Genomic DNA, 18,523 nt, shown 5'->3' on the forward strand with positions numbered 1-18,523 from the left:
AGGTCAGCCCCCGAGGGTCCCGATCACCGGTACCCACTCGCGGACCGTCAGGTTGGTCACGAGGCCGCTGCGGCGGAACGGGTCGTCGTCGAGCAGGGCCGCGGCCGCGGCCGCGTCGTCCGCCGCGACGACGATCAGCGCACCGGCGGCGGCGTCCTCGGTTGCCGGCATCGGGCCGGACACGACCACGGAGCCGGCGTCGTGCAGCGCGCCGAGGAACGCCCGGTGCTCGGGTCGCACGGCGTCGAGGCGCTCGCTGTCGGGGGAGTAGGTGTAGGTCACCACGAAGGTCGGCATGCCCTCATCGAACCAGACCCCGCGGTGCGCGGGCCCCGCGCCGCCGTCTATGGTCACCAGCCGCGCTCGCGCCAGGCGGCCAGGTGGGGCCGTTCGGCGCCCAGGGTCGTGGCCGCACCGTGGCCGGGCAGCACGATCGTCTCGTCGTCGAACGCCGCGAAGACCCGCGTGACGACGTCGTCGAGGAGCTGCGTGAAGCGGGCGGGATCGTGATCGGTGTTGCCGACGCCACCGGGGAAGAGGCTGTCCCCGGTGAACAACCGGGTCGGCCCGCCGGCCCCGTCCAGGGCGAGCGCGACCGACCCGGGGGTGTGGCCCCGCAGGTTCAGCACGCCCAGCTCGAGAGCCCCGACCCGCACCGTGTCGTCGTGGTGGAGCCGCTCGTCGATCGCGACGCCCGTCGCGGCCGTGATCGCGGCGGCGTCGTCGGCGCCGGCCGCGGTGCGCGCCCCCGTCGCGGCGACGACGTCGGCGAGCGCCCCGAGGTGGTCCCGGTGCCGGTGCGTCGTGACCACCGTGTCGAGGCCCCGGCCGTCGAGCAGCTCGAGCAGGGCGGGTGCGTCCGCGGCGGCGTCGACGAGCAGCCGGGAGCCGGTCGCGCGGCAGGTGACGAGGTAGGCGTTGTTGTCCATCGGGCCGACGCTCACCGCGGTGACGTCGGCGCGCTGGTCGCGGGCAGTCATGAGGTCCACTGTGCCAAACCGGCGCCGCAGGGTGACATGGAACATCTGTACGAGTGTCAGCGGCGCGCCGTAGGATGCTGCGGTGAGCAATCACCTCGTCGTCTCCGGTGCCCGTGAGCACAACCTGCGCAACGTCGACCTCGACCTGCCGCGCGACCGGCTCATCGTGTTCACGGGCCTGAGCGGGTCGGGCAAGTCCTCGCTCGCGTTCGACACGATCTTCGCCGAGGGGCAGCGCCGCTACGTCGAGTCCCTGTCGGCCTACGCGCGCCAGTTCCTCGGCCAGATGGACAAGCCCGACGTCGACTTCATCGAGGGCCTCAGCCCGGCGGTGTCCATCGACCAGAAGTCCACCAACCGCAACCCGCGGTCGACCGTCGGGACGATCACGGAGGTCTACGACTACCTCCGGCTGCTCTTCGCCCGGGCCGGCACGCAGCACTGCCCGGTGTGCGACGAGCCGGTCCAGGCCCAGACGCCGCAGCAGATCGTGGACAAGATCCTCGAGCTGCCCGAGGGGACGCGCTACCAGGTGCTGGCGCCGGTCGTCCGCGGCCGCAAGGGCGAGTACACCGAGCTCTTCGGCGAGCTGCAGGCCCAGGGTTTCGCGCGGGCCCGTGTCGACGGCGAGGTCGTGCAGCTCACCACGCCCCCGAGCCTGGAGAAGAACCTCAAGCACGACATCGAGGTGGTCGTCGACCGCCTCGTGGCGCGCGACGGCGTCCAGCGACGCCTGACGGACTCCGTGGAGACCGCGCTCGGCCTGGCCGGCGGCCTCGTCATGATCGAGCTCGTCGACGCGGACGTGGACGACCTGGACCGCGTCCGCAAGTACTCCGAGAAGCGTGCGTGCCCGAACGACCACCCCCTGAGCCTCGACGAGATCGAGCCGCGGACCTTCTCCTTCAACGCCCCCTACGGCGCCTGCCCGGAGTGCACGGGCATCGGGTTCCGGCTCGAGGTGGACCCCGAGCTGGTCGTCCCGGACCCGGAGAAGACCCTGCGCGAGGGCGCCGTCGTGCCCTGGGCCCAGACGTCGTCGGAGTACTTCGAACGGGTCCTGGCGGCCCTCGCCGAGGAGATGGCCTTCTCCCTGGACGTGCCGTGGCGTGCCCTGCCGCAGCGTGCCCGCACGGCCGTCCTGCACGGGCGCAACCACAAGGTGCACGTGCGGTACCGCAACCGGTGGGGGCGCGAGCGGCAGTACTCGACCGGGTTCGAGGGAGCCGTCACGTTCATCGAACGCCGACACTCCGAGACCGAGTCGGACTGGTCGAAGGAACGCTACGAGGCCTTCATGCGCCAGGTGCCGTGCCCCACGTGCCAGGGGGCCCGTCTCAAGCCGGAGGTGCTGGCCGTCCGGGTGGGCTCCAAGTCGATCTGGGACGTGTCCCGCCTGCCGATCGCGGACGCGAAGGAGTACCTGGACGCCCTCGAGCTGGGCGAGCGCGAGCGGGCCATCGCCGGCGAGGTGCTCAAGGAGATCCACGCCCGGCTCGGGTTCCTGCTCGACGTCGGTCTGCACTACCTCACGCTCGAACGGGCGGCCGGCACGCTCTCCGGCGGCGAGGCGCAACGGATCCGCCTGGCCACCCAGATCGGCTCCGGCCTGGTCGGGGTGCTCTACGTGCTCGACGAGCCGAGCATCGGGCTGCACCAGCGCGACAACCGCCGGCTGATCGACACGCTCACCCGGCTGCGGGACCTGGGCAACACGCTGATCGTGGTGGAGCACGACGAGGACACCATCCGCTCGGCCGACTGGATCGTCGACGTCGGTCCGGGCGCGGGGGAGCACGGTGGTCAGGTCGTGCACTCCGGCGACTACGCCGGTCTGCTGGCGACCGAGGCGTCGATGACGGGCGCCTACCTGTCCGGCCGGCGTTCCATCGCGCTGCCGGCGACGCGCCGTGGTGTCGACCCGGCGCGGCAGCTGACCGTCGTCGGGGCCCGCGAGAACAACCTGCGCGACATCGACGTGAGCTTCCCGCTGGGTGTCTTCACCGCGATCACCGGGGTCTCGGGTTCGGGCAAGTCGACGCTGGTGAACTCGATCCTGCACACGGTGCTGGCGAACGAGCTCAACGGGGCCCGGCAGGTCGCCGGCCGCCACACGCGGGTCACCGGCACCGACGACCTGGACAAGGTCGTGCACGTCGACCAGGGGCCGATCGGCCGCACCCCGCGGTCGAACCCGGCCACCTACACCGGGGTCTGGGACCGGATCCGCAAGATCTTCGCCGAGACCGAGGAGGCCAAGGTCCGCGGGTACGGGCCGGGCCGGTTCTCCTTCAACGTCAAGGGCGGGCGGTGCGAGGCGTGCTCCGGCGACGGGACGCTGAAGATCGAGATGAACTTCCTGCCGGACGTCTACGTCCCCTGCGAGGTCTGCCACGGTGCGCGCTACAACCGCGAGACGCTGGAGGTGCACTTCAAGGGGAAGACGGTCGCGGACGTCCTCGACATGCCGATCGAGGAGGCCGCCGAGTTCTTCGCCGCGTTCCCGGCGATCTCGCGCCACCTGACCACGCTGGTCGAGGTGGGCCTCGGCTACGTGCGGCTGGGCCAGCCGGCGCCCACGCTCTCGGGCGGGGAGGCCCAGCGGGTCAAGCTCGCCAGCGAGCTGCAGAAGCGGTCCACGGGGCGCACCGTGTACGTGCTCGACGAGCCGACCACCGGCCTGCACTTCGAGGACATCCGGCGCCTGCTGTCCGTGCTGCAGTCGCTCGTCGACAAGGGCAACACGGTGCTGGTCATCGAGCACAACCTCGACGTCGTCAAGAGCGCGGACTGGATCATCGACATGGGGCCCGAGGGCGGCTCCGGCGGTGGCCTCGTCGTGGCCGAGGGCACGCCGGAGCAGGTCGCCGCGGTCGAGGCGAGCCACACCGGACGCTTCCTCGCGGAGGTGCTCGACGCGCACCCCGACGTCCCGGTCGAACCCCCGGCGCAGGTCCCGGCGGCGACCCGGCCCGCCGGTCGGCGACGCAAGACGACCAAGGCGCGCGCGACCAAGCACGACGCCGCCTGAGGCTCTACCGTGTCGCCATGGGAGCCCACCACGAGTACTCCGTGACCGTCCGCTGGCCCGCGACGGGGGTCGAACCCGGCAGCGCTGCCGGGGCGACGACGTCCTACGCCGCCTACACGCGCGACCACGACGTCGCGCTGCCGGGGCGGCCCGTGCTGCCGGGCAGCGCCGATCCCTCGTTCCGGGGCGACCCCGCCCGCTACGGGCCGGAGGACCTGTTCGTGGCGAGCCTGTCGCAGTGCCACATGCTGTGGTTCCTGCACCTGGCGGCCGAACGAGGGGTCGTCGTGCACGAGTACAGCGACGCGGCGACCGGGACGATGCGCGTGGAGTCGCGCGGCGAGGGGCAGTTCACCGACGTGACCCTGCACCCGCGTGTCGTGGCCGCCCCGGGCGGGAGCGCCACCGAGGAGGTCGTCGCGGAGCTGCACCAGCGGGCGCACGCGCTGTGCTTCCTGTCCCGCAGCGTGAACTTCCCGGTGCTGGTCGAGCCGACGCCCCTGCACGTCGTCGACCCCGCGGCCTGAGGGCCGCGTCGGTGCCCTGACCTAGTCTGGGCCCATGGCCGACCCAGCGACCTACCGCCCGCGTGCGGGCGAGATCCCGACCTCCCCGGGGGTGTACCGCTTCCGGGACCCGCACGGCCGCGTGATCTACGTCGGCAAGGCGAAGAACCTGCGTCAGCGGCTGTCGAGCTACTTCCAGGACGTCGCCAACCTGCACCACCGCACCCAGCGGATGGTGACGACCGCGGCGTCCGTCGAGTGGACGGTCGTCGGCACCGAGGTCGAGGCGCTCGCCCTGGAGTACTCGTGGATCAAGGAGTACGACCCCCGGTTCAACGTCAAGTACCGCGACGACAAGTCCTACCCCTACCTGGCCGTCACGATGGGGGAGGAGATCCCCCGGGCCCAGGTCATGCGCGGCACCAAGCGGCGCGGCACGCGCTACTTCGGCCCCTACGGCCACGCCTGGGCGATCCGCGAGACCCTCGACCTGCTGCTGCGCGTCTTCCCGGTCCGCACGTGCTCGTCGGGGGTGTACCGCCGTGCCCAGCAGTCGGGTCGCCCGTGCCTGCTCGGCTACATCGACAAGTGCTCGGCCCCGTGCGTCGGCCGGATCAGCCCGGAGGACCACCGCGACCTGGCCCGCGACCTGTGCGACTTCATGGCCGGTGACACCGGCCGGTTCGTCCGCCGCCTGGAGAAGGAGATGGCCCGGGCGGCCCAGGACCTCGAGTACGAGCAGGCCGCCCGGCTGCGGGACGACCTGGCGGCGCTGCGGCGCGTCACGGAGAAGAACGCCGTCGTGCTCTCCGACGCCACCGACGCCGACGTCTTCGCCCTGGTCGGCGACGAGCTCGAGGCCGCCGTGCAGGTGTTCCACGTCCGCGGGGGCCGCATCCGCGGGCAGCGTGGCTGGGTCGTCGAGAAGGTCGAGGACGTGACCGACGGCGAGCTCGTCGAGCACCTCCTGCAGCAGGTCTACGGCGTCGTGGACGACGTCCGCGACCGTGACCTGGAGCCGGAGCAGGCACGCGCCGCCACCCGGGACGCGGTCCCGCGCGAGGTCCTGGTCCCGGTCCTGCCGCCCGACCTGGACGAGGTGACGACCTGGTTGTCCGGGCTGCGTGGGGCCAAGGTGGACGTCCGGGTGCCCCAGCGCGGGGACAAGCGGGAGCTCGCCGCGACGGTGCGCACGAACGCCGAGCAGGCGCTGGCGCTGCACCGCACCCGACGGGCCGGGGACCTGACCACGCGCAGCCAGGCCCTCGCCGAGCTCCAGGACGCGCTCGGCCTGGACGAGGCGCCGCTGCGCATCGAGTGCTACGACGTGTCCCACACCCAGGGCAGCTACCAGTCCGCCTCGATGGTCGTCTTCGAGGACGGGCTGCCCCGCAAGAGCGAGTACCGCACCTTCTCCGTGCGCGGCCCGTCCGGGGACGGCGCCGCCGACGACACCGCGGCGATGCACGAGGTGATCAGCCGGCGCTTCAGGCGCTACCTCGCCGACCGGCACGCGTCCGGGGAGGCCGACGGCTCCGGCCCGGTCGGTGCCGAGACTGACCCCGAGGAGCGCCGACGGTTCGCCTACCCGCCCAACCTCGTGGTCGTCGACGGCGGCCCGCCCCAGGTGGCGGCCGCGGCCCGGGCCCTGGAGGAGCTGGGGGTGACCGACGTGGCGCTGTGCGGCCTGGCCAAGCGGCTCGAGGAGGTCTGGGTGCCCGGCGACGACTACCCGGTGATCCTCGAGCGCGCCTCCCAGGGGCTCTACCTGCTGCAACGCGTGCGCGACGAGGCCCACCGGTTCGCGATCGCGCAGCACCGCAAGCGCCGCAGCAAGGGGATGGTGTCCTCGGTGCTGGACGAGGTGCCCGGGCTCGGTCCGGCGCGGCAGCAGGCGCTGCTGGACGCCTTCGGGTCGGTCAAGCGCCTGCGGGCCGCCACCGTCGAGCAGGTCGCCGAGGTCAAGGGGATGGGACCGGCGACCGCCCGCGCGGTCGTCGAGGCCCTGGCCGGCGGTGCCGCCGACGCCACGCCGCCGTCCGCGGCGGAGAGTCCGGACGCCGCACCGGTGTCATGACTGGCATGCTGTGTCCATGAGCGAACCGTCGCCCATCACCGTCCCGCAGGGCATCCCCGAGATCGAGGCCGCGACCCCGGCGCCGAAGCGCGCCGACCCGGAGGTGCTGATCATCACCGGCATGTCCGGCGCCGGGCGCACTCGGGCCGCCGGAGTCCTGGAGGACCTGGACTGGTTCGTCGTGGACAACCTGCCGCCGATGATGATCGTGCCGCTGGTGGACATGATGACCAAGGCCGGTTCGTCCGTGGAGCGTCTGGCGGTCGTCGTCGACGTCCGGGGCCGGGAGTACTTCGGCGAGCTCGCCCAGGCGCTGCAGCACCTCCACGACAGCGGCGTGACGCACCGGATCCTCTTCCTCGACGCCCGTGACGACGTGCTCGTGCGCCGCTACGAGAGCGTGCGGCGGCCGCACCCGCTCCAGGGCGACGGCCGCATCCTCGACGGTATCGAGGCCGAGCGCCGGATCCTGGCCTCGCTGGCCGAACGCGCCGACGTCGTCGTGGACACCTCCGAGCTGTCGGTGCACGACCTGGCCAAGGAGGTCCGCGACACGGTGGCGGCGGGCGCCGCCGACTCGCTCCGGGTGAACGTCGTGGCGTTCGGCTTCAAGTACGGCCTGCCACTGGACGCCGACCACGTCGTGGACGTGCGCTTCCTGGCGAACCCGTACTGGATCACCGAGCTGCGCCACCTGACCGGTCAGGACGAGGCGGTGCGCCAGTACGTGCTCGGCCGCCCCGGCGCGAAGGAGTTCATCGACCGCTACGTCGCCGCCCTGGAACCGGTGCTGGCGGGCTACCTGGCCGAGGAGAAGCGCTACGTGACGATCGCCGTGGGCTGCACAGGTGGCAAGCACCGGTCGGTCGCGATCGCCGGGGAGATCGCCGACCGCCTGCGACGGGACGGTCAGCGGGTGACGGTCACGACCCGTGACCTCGGGAAGGAGTAGACCCTGTCCTCCACGACGCACGGTCGGCCGGTGACGCCCGACCGCGAGGAGTCGTCCGGCGGCCCCGCGGTGACGGCGCTCGGCGGGGGGCACGGACTCTCGGCGAGCCTGGGTGCGCTGCGGCTGCTGACCGAACGCCTGACGGCGGTGGTGACGGTGGCCGACGACGGCGGGTCCTCCGGCCGGTTGCGCCAGGAGCTCGGCGTCGTGCCACCGGGCGATCTCCGGATGGCGCTCGCGGCCCTGTGCGACGACTCCGAGTGGGGCCGCACCTGGAGCGGGCTGCTCCAGCACCGGTTCGCCTCCGACGGTGAGCTCGACGGGCACGCGATGGGCAACCTGCTCATCGCGGCGCTGTGGCAGCGCCTGGGGAACACCGTGGAGGGCCTGGACTGGGTGGGCCGGCTGCTCGGTGCGCGGGGCCGCGTGCTGCCCATGTCGTCGGTGCCGCTCGTGGTCGAGGCCGACGTCTCCGACGGCGACGTGTGCTCCACGGTCGTCGGCCAGAGCCGGGTCGCCGTCACGGACGCGCTGGTCGAACAGCTCCGGCTCGTCCCGTCCGACCCTCCGGCCTGCCCGGAGGCCGTCCGTGCGGTGCTGGACGCCGACTGGGTCGTCATGGGGCCGGGCTCCTGGTACTCCTCGGTGCTCGTGCACCTGCTGGTGCCCGAGCTCGCCGCGGCCCTGCACAGGACCACGGCCCGGCGCTGCGTGACGCTGAACCTCAGCGCCGAGCGCGGCGAGACCCACGGGCTGTCGGCCTCGCAGCATCTCGAGGCCCTGAGCAAGCACGCCCCGGGTCTGCGCGTGGACGCGGTGCTGGCCGACCCGTCCCAGGTGGACGACCGCGGCGACCTGGAGCGGACGGCCGCCGACCTGGGTGCCCGCCTGGTGATCAGGCAGGTCGGCCGGGGTGACGGCACCTCGCGGCACGACCCGTTGCGGCTGGCCGCGGCCTACCACGACGTCTTCGAGGGCGTGGCAGGATGACGCCATGGCGCTCACGGCAGAGGTGAAGGACGAGCTGGTACGACACCGGGTGACGCGGACGTCGTGCCGCAAGGCCGAGGTGTCGGCGATGCTCCGGTTCTCCGGAGGTCTGCACATCATCTCCGGCCGGGTCGTCATCGAGGCGGAGCTCGACGGCGAGATGGTGGCGGCGCGGCTGCGCCGGGCGATCGTGGACCTCTACGGACACCAGAGCGAGCTCATCGTGGTCAAGGCGGGCGGCCTGCGCAAGAACGACCGGTTCGTGGTCCGGGTGGTGCGCGACGGCGAGTCCCTGGCGCGCCAGACGGGTCTGCTCGACGCGCGGGGCCGTCCGGTCCGCGGTCTGGCGCCCGAGGTCGTCTCCAGCGGGACCGACGAGGCCGAGGCCGTCTGGCGGGGAGCGTTCCTCGCGCACGGTTCGCTGACCGAGCCGGGCCGGTCGATGGCGCTCGAGGTCACCTGTCCCGGCCCGGAGGCCGCGCTCGCCCTGGTGGGTGCCGCGCGGCGCCTGGGCATCCAGGCGAAGTCCCGCGAGGTCCGCGGCATCGACCGGGTCGTGGTGCGCGACGGCGAGGCGATCGGGGAGATGCTGCGGCGCATGGGAGCGCCCGCGACCCGGGACGTGTGGGAGGACCGCCGCGCCCGACGGGAGGTCCGGGGGACGGCCAACCGGCTGGCGAACTTCGACGACGCGAACCTGCGACGTTCCGCCCGGGCGGCGGTGGCGGCCGGGGCCCGGGTGGAGCGTGCCTTCGAGATCCTCGGCGACGAGGTGCCCGACCACCTGCGCCAGGCCGGCGAGCTGCGGCTGTCGCACAAGCAGGCCTCGCTGGAGGAGCTGGGCCGGCTCGCGGAGCCCCAGCTCTCCAAGGACGCGGTGGCGGGCCGTATCCGCCGGCTGCTGTCCACGGCGGACAAGCGCGCCATGGAGCTGGGCATCCCCGACACCGAGGCCGGGCTGAGCGCGGACCTGCTGGACCTGTGACGCCGGCCAGGTGGTCGGCCCACCTGTCTCACGCTGCACCGAGGTCGGCGTCCGGCAACGGATGGGTATAGGCTCGGAGCCGTCAGGTGACGACGGTGTGACCCTGGAACTGTGCTCCTGGGACGACGCGTCGCGGGACCCCCGGGGTGGCACCGAACTCATCAGCGCGCCATGTGCGCGCCAGTGATTGGCATCTACCGTGTGCGCCGGTCCAGATCCGGCGCGCCCTGAGGAGGGCTAACGTGACCATCCGCGTCGGCATCAACGGCTTCGGCCGCATCGGACGTAACTACTACCGGGCTCTCGTGGAGTCGGGTGCAGACATCGAGGTCGTCGGCGTCAACGACCTCACCGACAACAAGACGCTCGCCCACCTGCTCAAGTACGACACCGTGCTGGGCCGGTTCGGCAAGACGGTCGAGTTCGACGACGACCACATCATCGTCGGCGGCACCAAGATCCGTGCTCTGGCGGAGCGCGACCCGGCGAACCTGCCGTGGGGCGAGCTGGGTGCGGACATCGTCATCGAGTCCACCGGCTTCTTCACCGACGCCACCAAGGCGAAGGCGCACATCGACGGCGGCGCGAAGAAGGTCATCATCTCCGCCCCGGCGAAGAACGAGGACGCGACCTTCGTCATGGGCGTCAACAGCGACCAGTACGACCCGGCCGCGCACCACGTGATCTCGAACGCCTCGTGCACGACGAACTGCCTCGCGCCGCTGGCCAAGGCCCTCAACGACTCGATCGGCATCGAGCGTGGCCTCATGACCACGATCCACGCCTACACCGGTGACCAGAACCTCCAGGACGGTCCGCACAAGGACCTGCGTCGTGCCCGTGCGGCCGCGCAGAACATCGTGCCGACCACGACGGGCGCCGCCAAGGCCGTCGCCCTGGTCCTGCCGGAGCTCAAGGGCAAGCTGGACGGCTACGCGCTGCGCGTGCCCACGATCACCGGTTCGGCGACCGACCTCACCTTCGAGACCCCCAAGGAGGTCTCGGTCGAGGAGGTCAACGCCGCGGTCAAGGCTGCCGCCGAGGGCCCGCTCAAGGGTGTGCTGTCCTACGTCGAGGACGACATCGTCTCCTCGGACATCGTCACGGACCCGCACCAGAGCATCTTCGACGCCAAGCTCACCAAGGTGATCGGCAACCAGGTCAAGGTCGTCTCCTGGTACGACAACGAGTGGGGCTACTCCAACTCGCTCGTCTCGCTGACCGAGCTGGTCGGCGGGAAGCTCTGACGAGCCGCACCACCCCGAGGTGACCACGACGTCCGCGGGTGCGCGGCCCGCCGTCCCAGGACGGCCGGGCCCGCGGACCCGCGGACGTCGTCGTGTCACCACCCTCCTCCCGACCCCCGACCTGATCACGAGGTGAGCTCATGAAGACGATCGATTCGCTCGGCGACCTGCGCGGCCGGCGCGTCCTGGTCCGTTCCGACTTCAACGTGCCGCTGGACGGCACGACCATCACCGACGACGGCCGCATCCGTGCCGCGCTCCCGACGCTGAAGCGCCTGGTCGACGCCGGTGCGCGCGTGGTCGTCATGGCCCACCTGGGCCGTCCCCAGGGCGCGCCGGACCCGGCGTTCTCCCTCGCTCCCGTGGCCGCGCGGCTCGGGGAGCTGCTCGGCCAGGACGTCGCCCTGGCGGGCGACCTGGTCGGGGAGTCCGCCCGGTCGACCGTGGAGGGCCTGGCCGACGGCCAGGTCGCGCTGCTCGAGAACGTCCGCTTCGACGCGCGCGAGACCTCCAAGGTCGACGCCGAGCGCCAGGAGCTGGCCGGCGAGCTGGCCGAGCTGGGTGACGCCTTCGTCTCCGACGGCTTCGGGGTCGTGCACCGCAAGCAGGCGTCGGTCTACGACATCGCCGAGCGCCTGCCGGCCGGCGCCGGCGAGCTCGTCCTCACCGAGGTGGAGTCGCTCTCCCGCGCCACGACGGACCCGGAGCGTCCGTACGCGGTCGTGCTCGGCGGGTCCAAGGTGTCGGACAAGCTGGGCGTCATCGCGAACCTGCTGACGAAGGCCGACCGGCTGCTCATCGGCGGCGGCATGGTGTTCACCTTCCTCGCGGCCCAGGGGCACTCGGTCGGTTCCTCGCTGCTGGAGAGCGACCAGATCGACACGGTCAAGGAGTACCTGGCCCAGGCGGAGGCCAACGGCGTCGAGATCGTGCTGCCGACCGACATCGTGGCGGCCGACTCGTTCGCGGCCGACGCGCCGCACGTCACGGTGGAGGCCGACGCGATCCCGGACGGCAAGATGGGCCTGGACATCGGCCCGGCGTCGGGCGAGCTGTTCGCCGTCAAGCTGGCGGACGCCCGGACCATCGCCTGGAACGGCCCGATGGGCGTCTTCGAGTTCGAGGCGTTCTCCGGCGGCACCCGCGCGGTGGCGCAGGGGATCGTGGACGCGACCGCACAGGGCGCGTTCTCGATCGTCGGGGGCGGTGACTCGGCGGCCGCCGTACGCAAGCTCGGTTTCGACGAGGCCGGCTTCAGCCACATCTCCACCGGCGGCGGCGCGAGCCTCGAGCTCCTCGAGGGCAAGCAGCTGCCCGGTCTGACCGTCCTGGCCGACTGAACCGCGTCGACCTCCTGGCGGCGCGAGCCGCCCGACCCCATCCGCACGACAGAAGGACACGACTGTGGCCACGAACCGCACGCCGCTGATGGCGGGCAACTGGAAGATGAACCTGGACCACGCCGAGGCGATCGCCGCGGTCCAGAAGCTCGCCTGGACCCTCAAGGACGCCGGGCACGACTACTCCGCGGTGGAGGTGGCGGTGCTCGCGCCGTTCACCGACCTGCGGTCGGTGCAGACGCTCGTCGACGCCGACAAGCTGGACGTGCGCTACGGCGCCCAGGACCTCTCCCCGCACGAGAAGGGCGCCTACACGGGCGACGTCTCGGGCCCGATGCTCAAGCGCCTCGGGTGCACGTACGTGGCGATCGGCCACTCCGAGCGCCGCGAGCACCACGGCGAGGACGACGCGCTCGTCAACGCCAAGGTCAAGGCGGCCTTCGCCCAGCAGATCACCCCCGTGCTGTGCGTCGGCGAGGGGCTGGACGTGCGCGAGGCGGGCGACCAGGTCTCGTACACCCTGGCGCAGGTCGACGCGGCCCTCGAGGGTGTCCCGGCCGAGCAGGCGAAGGACGTCGTCGTCGCCTACGAGCCGGTGTGGGCGATCGGCACCGGCAAGGTCGCCACGCCGGAGGACGCCCAGGAGGTCTGCGGTGCCATCCGCGGCCGGCTCGCGGAGCTGTACGACGCCGAGCTCGCCGGCGGCGTGCGCGTGCTGTACGGCGGCTCGGTGAAGTCGGGCAACGTCGCGCAGATCATGGCCCAGCCGGACGTCGACGGCGCGCTCGTCGGCGGTGCCAGCCTGGACGCCGAGGAGTTCGCCAAGATCGTGCGGTACCAGTCGCACGTCGCCTGACCCGCCGGCACGGGACCGTGGGTCCTGTGCGGGCCGCGCCTCCCGTGGCGGTCGTGCCCCGGTCAAGACCGGGGTTCGCCACGGGAGGCGTTCGTCACCTAGTCTTGACCGCGCCGGGCAATCCCGGCGCCGACAGCCCGCCGAGAGGCGGCCGAGAGCCGAGGACACGATGTTCGCAGCGTTGACGATCTTCCTGAACGTGCTGCTGGTGCTCACCAGCGCCTTCCTGATCCTGCTCATCCTCATGCACAAGGGGAAGGGCGGGGGACTGTCCGACATGTTCGGGGGCGGGATCTCCAGCGGGGCGGGCAGCTCCGGCGTGGCCGAGCGCAACCTGAACCGCATCACGGTGGGTATCGCCGTCGTGTGGTCGGTGGTCGTGGTCCTGCTCGGGGTCGCCACGCGCGTGAGCTGACGGTCGGACCGCCGGGGGAGCGGCGCCGGGCGGGTACGGGGGTGCCGCCGGGCACGAGGATCGTCCGCGGGGATCGGCCCCGCAGACTCGAAGGTGAGGACGACACGTGGCATCTGCCGGACATGCCATCCGCGGTTCGCGGGTCGGCGCAGGACCGATGGGAGAGCAGGAGCGCGGCGTCCCCGCGCCCCGGAACCAGGTCTCGTACTGGTGCCTCAACGGGCACGAGACGCGACCGAGCTTCGCGGCGCTGGAGGACATCGAGCCGCCGGAGCAGTGGGACTGCCCCCGCTGCGGGTTCCCGGCGGGTCAGGACCCCGCGAACCCGCCGGCGCCGTTGCGCAACGAGCCCTACAAGACGCACCTGGCCTACGTGAAGGAGCGCCGGTCGGACGAGGACGGGGCGGCGCTGCTCGAGGAGGCGCTGGAGACCCTTCGCGCCCGCCGGGAGACGAGCGCGTCACGGAACTGACGACCGCCCGCGGCGCGGTCGTCGCCGCTGACAAGCGGCGGGCGGGTCCGGCGACGTGACCGTGCGCCGATCCCGCCCGCCTGCCCGTCAGCCGCGCGCGGAGGCCGCCGCGGCGTCGAGCAGCCACAGCGTGCGGTGGTGTCCCACGGCACGTACGGCGGGGACCTGGGTCATCGGGCCGTCGGCCAGCGCCGCCGCGGCCTGCTCCGCCTTCTCGCTGCCGGCGGCGACGACCCAGACCTCCTCGGCCCGGCCGATCGCGGCGAAGGTCAGCGACACCCGCTCGGCGGGCGGCTTCGGCGAGCCGTGGACGCCGACCGTGTACCCGGGCGCCTCGAGGGCGTGGTGCTCCGGGAACAGCGAGGCGACGTGCCCGTCGGGTCCCATGCCGAGCAGCAGCACGTCGAAGTGCGGGGTCCCGTCCTCCTCGGCGTGGGCGGCGAGCTCGGCCGCGTAGGCGGTCGCGGCGTCCTCCGGCGTGGCGGCCTCGCCGGGCCCGTCGCCGCGGGCGGGGACGGCGTGGACGTTCTCCTCGCGCAGCCCGCTGCTCGCCACGAGGTCGTCGAGCAGCGCCTCGCGCGCCTGCGTCTCGTTGCGGTCGGCGTCCCCGGCCGGCAGGAACCTCTCGTCGCCCCACCACACGTGCACGCCGGACCAGTCCACGGCCGCCCGCAGCGGGCTGGCCGCCGCGGCGCGGAGCGTCTGGATGCCGACGGTGCCGCCGGTGAGGACGACGTGCGCCGGGCGGCGCACCGACTGGACGTCCAGCAGGCGGGTGAGCAGCCGCGCCGCGGCGGCCTCCGCCAGGACGTCGGGGTCGGGGTGGACGACGACGAGTCGGGTGCTCATGCTGCGGTCTCCTCCGTGGTCTCGACCTGGTCCAGAGCGTGCAGCACCTGGCCGTAGACCTCGTCCGGGTCGAGGCGCCGCAGCTCTTCGATGAGTGCCTCGGACAGCGACCGGATCGGCAGGGCGACCCGCCGCTCCGGTGTGCCCGGCTGGGTGATCGTCACGACCCCGCCGTCCGGACGGTCCAGGACGATCGGGCCGCTCTCCCGTTCCAGCACCACGCGGGTGATGGCGTGGTCGTCGCCGGTGCGCACCACGCTCGCGGGGCACTGCAGCTTGGCGCCGAGCCACGACGCCAGCAGGTCCAGGGACGTGTGCTGACGCTGGCCCTCGACGCGTACCGCCGTCACGGGCTCGTACGGCGGCTGGTCGACGGCGGCGGCGATGAGGCCGCGCCACAGGGTGACGCGGGCCCAGGCGAGGTCGGTGTCGCCCTCGGTGAACGACGCGGCGAGGCGACCCAGCATGTCGCAGGGGTCGTCGGCCGTCGTGGTGTCGGTGATGCGACGCTGCGCCATGGCGCCCAGCGGGTCCTCGGCCGGGGCGTCGGGGCCGCCGGCCGGCCACCACACGACGATGGGGGCGTCGGGCAGCAGCAGCGGCATCACCAGGGTGTCGGGGTGTTCGCGCAGGGTGGTGGAGCACCGCAGCACGATCACCTCCGACGCCCCGGCGTCCCCGCCGACGCGGATCTCGGCGTCGACCCGGCCGTCGTGGCCGGGGGCCTCCAGCGGTGCGATGACCACCACGCGGCAGGGGTGCTCGTGGCTGGCCTCGTTGGCGGCCTCGACGGCGGACTCGATGTCCACCTCCTCGGCGACGACGACGAGGGTGAGCACACGGCCCAGCGCGACCGCGCCGCCCTCCTCGCGCAGGCTGTCGAGCCGCTTGCCGACCGCGTTCGTGCTGGTGTCCGGCATGTCGATGATCATCGGTTCGCTCCTTGGTCCGGCCGGCAGGTCAGGGTCGACGCCACGTGCGCCCGTCGCGGGCCATCATGGCGTCGGCCGACGGCGGCCCCCACGACCCGGCGGGGTAGGTGTCGGGCTTGCCCTGGCCCGCCCAGTGCTCGATCACCGGGTCGAGGATCTTCCAGGAGAGCTCGACCTCCTCGCGGGTGGGGAACAGCGGCGGGTCCCCGAGGAGGACGTCGAGGATGAGTCGCTCGTAGGCCTCGGGGGAGGACTCGGTGAAGGCGTGGCCGTAGCCGAAGTCCATCGTGACGTCGCGGACCTCCATGGCCGTGCCGGGCACCTTCGCGCCGAACCGGAGGGTCACGCCCTCGTCGGGCTGGACGCGGATCACGAGCGCGTTGGACCCCAGGTCCGAGGTCAGCGAGGACTCGAACGGCAGGTGCGGCGCCTTCTTGAACACCACCGCGACCTCGGTCACCCGGCGGCCGAGACGCTTGCCGGTGCGCAGGTAGAACGGCACGCCGGCCCACCGGCGGTTGTCGATGTCCAGACGGACCGCCGCGTAGGTCTCGGTCGTGGACTCGGGGTTGAACCCCTCCTCCTCGAGGAACCCGCGGACCTTCTCCCCGCCCTGCCAGGCGGAGGCGTACTGGCCCCGGGCGGTGTGCTGGGACAGGTCCTGCGGCAGCCGGACCGAGGACAGGGCCTTGATCTTCTCGGCCCGCAGCGCCCCCGCGTCGAAGTTCACCGGCTCCTCCATGGCCACCAGGGCCAGGAGCTGCAGCAGGTGGTTCTGGATGACGTCGCGGGCCGCGCCGACCCCGTCGTAGTAGCCGGCCCGGCCGCCGATGCCGATGTCCTCGGCCATCGTGATCTGCACGTGGTCGACGTAGTTGGAGCTCCACAGCGGCTCGAAGAGCTGGTTGGCGAACCGCAGCGCCAGGATGTTCTGGACCGTCTCCTTGCCCAGGTAGTGGTCGATGCGGAACACCGACTCCTGCTCGAACACCTGGGAGACGACCGACTCGAGCTCCTGGGCGGAGGCCAGGTCGTGACCGAACGGCTTCTCGATCACCACCCGACGCCAGGCGTCCTCGGCGGACTCGGACAGCCCGGACCGGGACAGCTGCTCGCACACGAGGGGGAACGCGCTGGGCGGGACCGACAGGTAGAACGCGTGGTTGCCGCCGGTACCCCGTTCGGCGTCGAGCGACTCGACCGTCCGGCGCAGCTCCTCGAACGCCTCGGGGTCGTCGAAGCTGCCCTGCACGAACCGGATGCCCTCGGAGAGCTGTCGCCAGGTGTCCTCACGGAACGGCGTGCGGGCGTGCTCCTTGACGGCGTCGTGCACGATCTGGGCGAAGTCCTCGTCCTCCCAGTCGCGGCGGGCGAACCCGGTCAGCGCGAAGCCGGGCGGCAGCAGGCCCCGGTTGGCGAGGTCGTACACGGCCGGCATGAGCTTCTTGCGCGACAGGTCGCCGGTGACGCCGAAGATCACGAGCCCGCACGGGCCGGCGATCCGGGGAAGTCTGAGGTCGAGCGGATCGCGCAGCGGGTTGTGCTCAGCGGTGATCTTGGCGGGTCTCACGGTGTCCCGTCCCTCTCGTGGGCCGATGGTGCGGTGGGGGCGCGGTGGCGGCGCGACGGGGTCAGGAGCCCGCCGCGTCCAGTCCGGTCTTGGTGGTGGTGAGCAGCTCGTCCCAGCTCTTCTCGAACTTGGTCACGCCCTCGGCCTCCAGCTGCGCGGTCACCTCGTCCATGGAGACGCCCTGGGCCTCGATGGCGGCGATCGTCGCGGCGGCGGCGTCAGCGGTCCCGGTGACCGTGTCCTCCGGGATCTCGCCGTGGTCCGCCACGGCGTCGAGGGTCGCCTGCGGCATGGTGTTCACCACGCCGGGCGCCACGAGCTCGGTGACGTAGAGGGTGTCCGGGTAGTCGGGGTTCTTCACCCCGGTCGAGGCCCACAGCGGTCGCTGGGGGTGGGCGCCGGCCTGGCGCAGCGCCGTCCACCGGCCGGTGGAGTCCGCCTCGAAGACCTCCTGGTAGGCGGCGTAGGCGAGGCGGGCGTTGGCGATCGCGGCGGTGCCCTGCAGCGCCCGCGCCTCGTCGGTGCCGACCCGCTCCAGGGCGTCGTCGACCGCGGAGTCGACCCGGGAGACGAAGAACGAGGCGACCGAGCCGATGACCGACAGGTCGTGACCGTTCTCGCGGGCCTGCTCCAGCCCGGCGAGGAAGGCGTCCATGACGGCGCGGTAGCGCTCGATGGAGAAGATGAGGGTGACGTTGACGCTGATCCCGGCGGCGAGGGTCTCGGTGATGGCCGGCAGCCCCTCGACGGTGGCGGGGATCTTGATCAACACGTTGGGACGGTCGACCGTGCGCCACAACCGCTTCGCCGTGTCGACCGTCGCGGCGGTGTCCCGCGCCAGGCGGGGGTCCACCTCGATCGAGACCCGGCCGTCGACCGTGCCGGTGCGGTCGTAGACGCCCCGCAGCACGTCGGCGGCGGCGCGCACGTCGTCGGTCGTGATCCGCTCGACGGCGGCCTCGACGTCGGTGCCCGCGAGGTCGGCGAGGGCAGCGTCGTAGGCGTCGCCCTCGGACAGCGCGCCGGCGAAGATCGTGGGGTTGGTCGTCACGCCGACCACGTCGTGGGAGTCGACGAGCCCGGCGAGGTTGCCGGTGTCGAGCCGCTCGCGCGACAGGTCGTCGAGCCAGATCGAGACCCCGGCGGCGGAGAGTCGTTCGGTGGGTCGGTTCGTCTCGGGCACGTGCTTCTCCTCGGTCGTGTCGCTGTCGCAGCTCTCATCGTGACCGACGGCGGTGGGCGGCGCGCGCCCCCCCCCCCCGCCGGTGGGTTCACACCCCCCGGACGGCGCCGCGCCCCACCCGCCCCGCCGGGGCCCCCC

17 protein-coding genes are annotated in these 18,523 nt (G+C 72.6%); 11 read left to right on the top strand and 6 right to left on the bottom strand.

Annotation, left to right across the window (positions count from 1 at the left end; genetic code table 11):
- Nucleotides 1–3: 3 nt before the first annotated feature.
- Together Q6347_RS08555 and Q6347_RS08560 are read right to left on the bottom strand one after the other, a co-directional pair.
- Nucleotides 4–297: a YciI family protein gene (locus Q6347_RS08555; RefSeq protein ID WP_304604009.1), complete on the bottom strand. Its 294-nt coding sequence runs from the start codon at nt 295–297 to the stop codon at nt 4–6.
- Between the two features lie 53 nt (nt 298–350).
- Entirely contained in the window at nt 351–980 is a 630-nt protein-coding gene (locus Q6347_RS08560) for an MBL fold metallo-hydrolase (protein WP_304604008.1), read from the bottom strand.
- A gap of 82 nt (nt 981–1,062) precedes the next feature.
- On the opposite strand from Q6347_RS08560, the gene uvrA reads away from it, so the two are divergent.
- From uvrA to Q6347_RS08615, 11 genes are all read left to right on the top strand, one after another.
- The gene (uvrA, locus tag Q6347_RS08565) at nt 1,063–4,011 is read left to right on the top strand and encodes an excinuclease ABC subunit UvrA (RefSeq protein ID WP_304607144.1); all 2,949 of its coding nucleotides are present in this window, start codon (nt 1,063–1,065) and stop codon (nt 4,009–4,011) included.
- Nucleotides 4,012–4,028: 17 nt separating this feature from the next.
- Nucleotides 4,029–4,538, top strand: coding sequence for an OsmC family protein (locus Q6347_RS08570; RefSeq protein WP_171245692.1), 510 nt, complete (start codon nt 4,029–4,031; stop codon nt 4,536–4,538).
- A gap of 34 nt (nt 4,539–4,572) precedes the next feature.
- A complete protein-coding gene (gene uvrC, locus Q6347_RS08575; RefSeq protein WP_304604006.1) occupies nt 4,573–6,594 on the top strand; it encodes an excinuclease ABC subunit UvrC in 2,022 nt (673 codons plus the stop codon).
- A gap of 16 nt (nt 6,595–6,610) precedes the next feature.
- Nucleotides 6,611–7,546 carry an RNase adapter RapZ gene (rapZ, locus tag Q6347_RS08580; RefSeq protein WP_171245694.1) on the top strand — a complete coding sequence of 312 codons (936 nt, stop codon included), beginning with the start codon at nt 6,611–6,613 and terminating at the stop codon, nt 7,544–7,546.
- Between the two features lie 30 nt (nt 7,547–7,576).
- On the top strand, nt 7,577–8,536 hold the full coding sequence (yvcK, locus tag Q6347_RS08585; protein WP_171245695.1) for a uridine diphosphate-N-acetylglucosamine-binding protein YvcK: 960 nt from the start codon (nt 7,577–7,579) through the stop codon (nt 8,534–8,536).
- Nucleotides 8,537–8,540: 4 nt separating this feature from the next.
- On the top strand, nt 8,541–9,521 hold the full coding sequence (gene whiA / locus Q6347_RS08590; RefSeq protein WP_304604004.1) for a DNA-binding protein WhiA: 981 nt from the start codon (nt 8,541–8,543) through the stop codon (nt 9,519–9,521).
- Between the two features lie 242 nt (nt 9,522–9,763).
- A complete protein-coding gene (gene gap / locus Q6347_RS08595; RefSeq protein ID WP_171245697.1) occupies nt 9,764–10,768 on the top strand; it encodes a type I glyceraldehyde-3-phosphate dehydrogenase in 1,005 nt (334 codons plus the stop codon).
- 140 nt (nt 10,769–10,908) lie between these two features.
- Complete coding sequence (pgk, locus tag Q6347_RS08600; RefSeq protein ID WP_304607145.1) at nt 10,909–12,108, top strand: phosphoglycerate kinase; 1,200 nt, start codon at nt 10,909–10,911, stop codon at nt 12,106–12,108.
- A gap of 88 nt (nt 12,109–12,196) precedes the next feature.
- Nucleotides 12,197–12,964 (top strand): triose-phosphate isomerase, encoded by a 768-nt coding sequence (gene tpiA, locus Q6347_RS08605; RefSeq protein ID WP_304604452.1) that lies wholly within the window; start codon nt 12,197–12,199, stop codon nt 12,962–12,964.
- Nucleotides 12,965–13,133: 169 nt separating this feature from the next.
- Entirely contained in the window at nt 13,134–13,379 is a 246-nt protein-coding gene (secG, locus tag Q6347_RS08610) for a preprotein translocase subunit SecG (RefSeq protein WP_171245700.1), read from the top strand.
- A gap of 106 nt (nt 13,380–13,485) precedes the next feature.
- Nucleotides 13,486–13,851, top strand: a complete 366-nt coding sequence (locus Q6347_RS08615; protein WP_171245701.1) for an RNA polymerase-binding protein RbpA — start codon at nt 13,486–13,488, stop codon at nt 13,849–13,851.
- An 87-nt stretch (nt 13,852–13,938) separates the two neighbouring features.
- On the opposite strand, the gene pgl is transcribed toward Q6347_RS08615, so the two are convergent.
- From pgl to tal, 4 genes are all read right to left on the bottom strand, one after another.
- Entirely contained in the window at nt 13,939–14,700 is a 762-nt protein-coding gene (gene pgl, locus Q6347_RS08620; RefSeq protein ID WP_304604002.1) for a 6-phosphogluconolactonase, read from the bottom strand.
- Nucleotides 14,697–15,632: a glucose-6-phosphate dehydrogenase assembly protein OpcA gene (opcA, locus tag Q6347_RS08625; RefSeq protein WP_171245703.1), complete on the bottom strand. Its 936-nt coding sequence runs from the start codon at nt 15,630–15,632 to the stop codon at nt 14,697–14,699. The genes pgl and opcA overlap by 4 nt, the downstream gene beginning before the upstream one ends.
- Nucleotides 15,633–15,660: 28 nt before the next feature.
- Entirely contained in the window at nt 15,661–17,202 is a 1,542-nt protein-coding gene (gene zwf, locus Q6347_RS08630; protein WP_304604000.1) for a glucose-6-phosphate dehydrogenase, read from the bottom strand.
- Between the two features lie 61 nt (nt 17,203–17,263).
- Nucleotides 17,264–18,385 carry a transaldolase gene (gene tal / locus Q6347_RS08635; RefSeq protein WP_304603999.1) on the bottom strand — a complete coding sequence of 374 codons (1,122 nt, stop codon included), beginning with the start codon at nt 18,383–18,385 and terminating at the stop codon, nt 17,264–17,266.
- Nucleotides 18,386–18,523 lie beyond the last annotated feature (138 nt).

The sequence above is a fragment of the Isoptericola sp. b408 genome (assembly GCF_030588085.1).
Classification (GTDB): Bacteria; Actinomycetota; Actinomycetes; order Actinomycetales; family Cellulomonadaceae; genus Isoptericola; species Isoptericola sediminis.

What these genes read in the sequence shown, in the direction of transcription:
- Q6347_RS08555 (WP_304604009.1), bottom strand. Translation starts at nt 297, where the DNA reads ATGCCGACCTTCGTGGTGACCTACACCTACTCCCCCGACAGCGAGCGC.
- Q6347_RS08570 (WP_171245692.1), top strand. Translation starts at nt 4,029, where the DNA reads ATGGGAGCCCACCACGAGTACTCCGTGACCGTCCGCTGGCCCGCGACG.
- tpiA (WP_304604452.1), top strand. Translation starts at nt 12,197, where the DNA reads ATGGCGGGCAACTGGAAGATGAACCTGGACCACGCCGAGGCGATCGCC.
- Q6347_RS08560 (WP_304604008.1), bottom strand. Translation starts at nt 980, where the DNA reads ATGACTGCCCGCGACCAGCGCGCCGACGTCACCGCGGTGAGCGTCGGC.
- uvrC (WP_304604006.1), top strand. Translation starts at nt 4,573, where the DNA reads ATGGCCGACCCAGCGACCTACCGCCCGCGTGCGGGCGAGATCCCGACC.
- secG (WP_171245700.1), top strand. Translation starts at nt 13,134, where the DNA reads ATGTTCGCAGCGTTGACGATCTTCCTGAACGTGCTGCTGGTGCTCACC.
- pgk (WP_304607145.1), top strand. Translation starts at nt 10,909, where the DNA reads ATGAAGACGATCGATTCGCTCGGCGACCTGCGCGGCCGGCGCGTCCTG.
- opcA (WP_171245703.1), bottom strand. Translation starts at nt 15,632, where the DNA reads ATGATCATCGACATGCCGGACACCAGCACGAACGCGGTCGGCAAGCGG.
- rapZ (WP_171245694.1), top strand. Translation starts at nt 6,611, where the DNA reads ATGAGCGAACCGTCGCCCATCACCGTCCCGCAGGGCATCCCCGAGATC.
- whiA (WP_304604004.1), top strand. Translation starts at nt 8,541, where the DNA reads ATGGCGCTCACGGCAGAGGTGAAGGACGAGCTGGTACGACACCGGGTG.
- pgl (WP_304604002.1), bottom strand. Translation starts at nt 14,700, where the DNA reads ATGAGCACCCGACTCGTCGTCGTCCACCCCGACCCCGACGTCCTGGCG.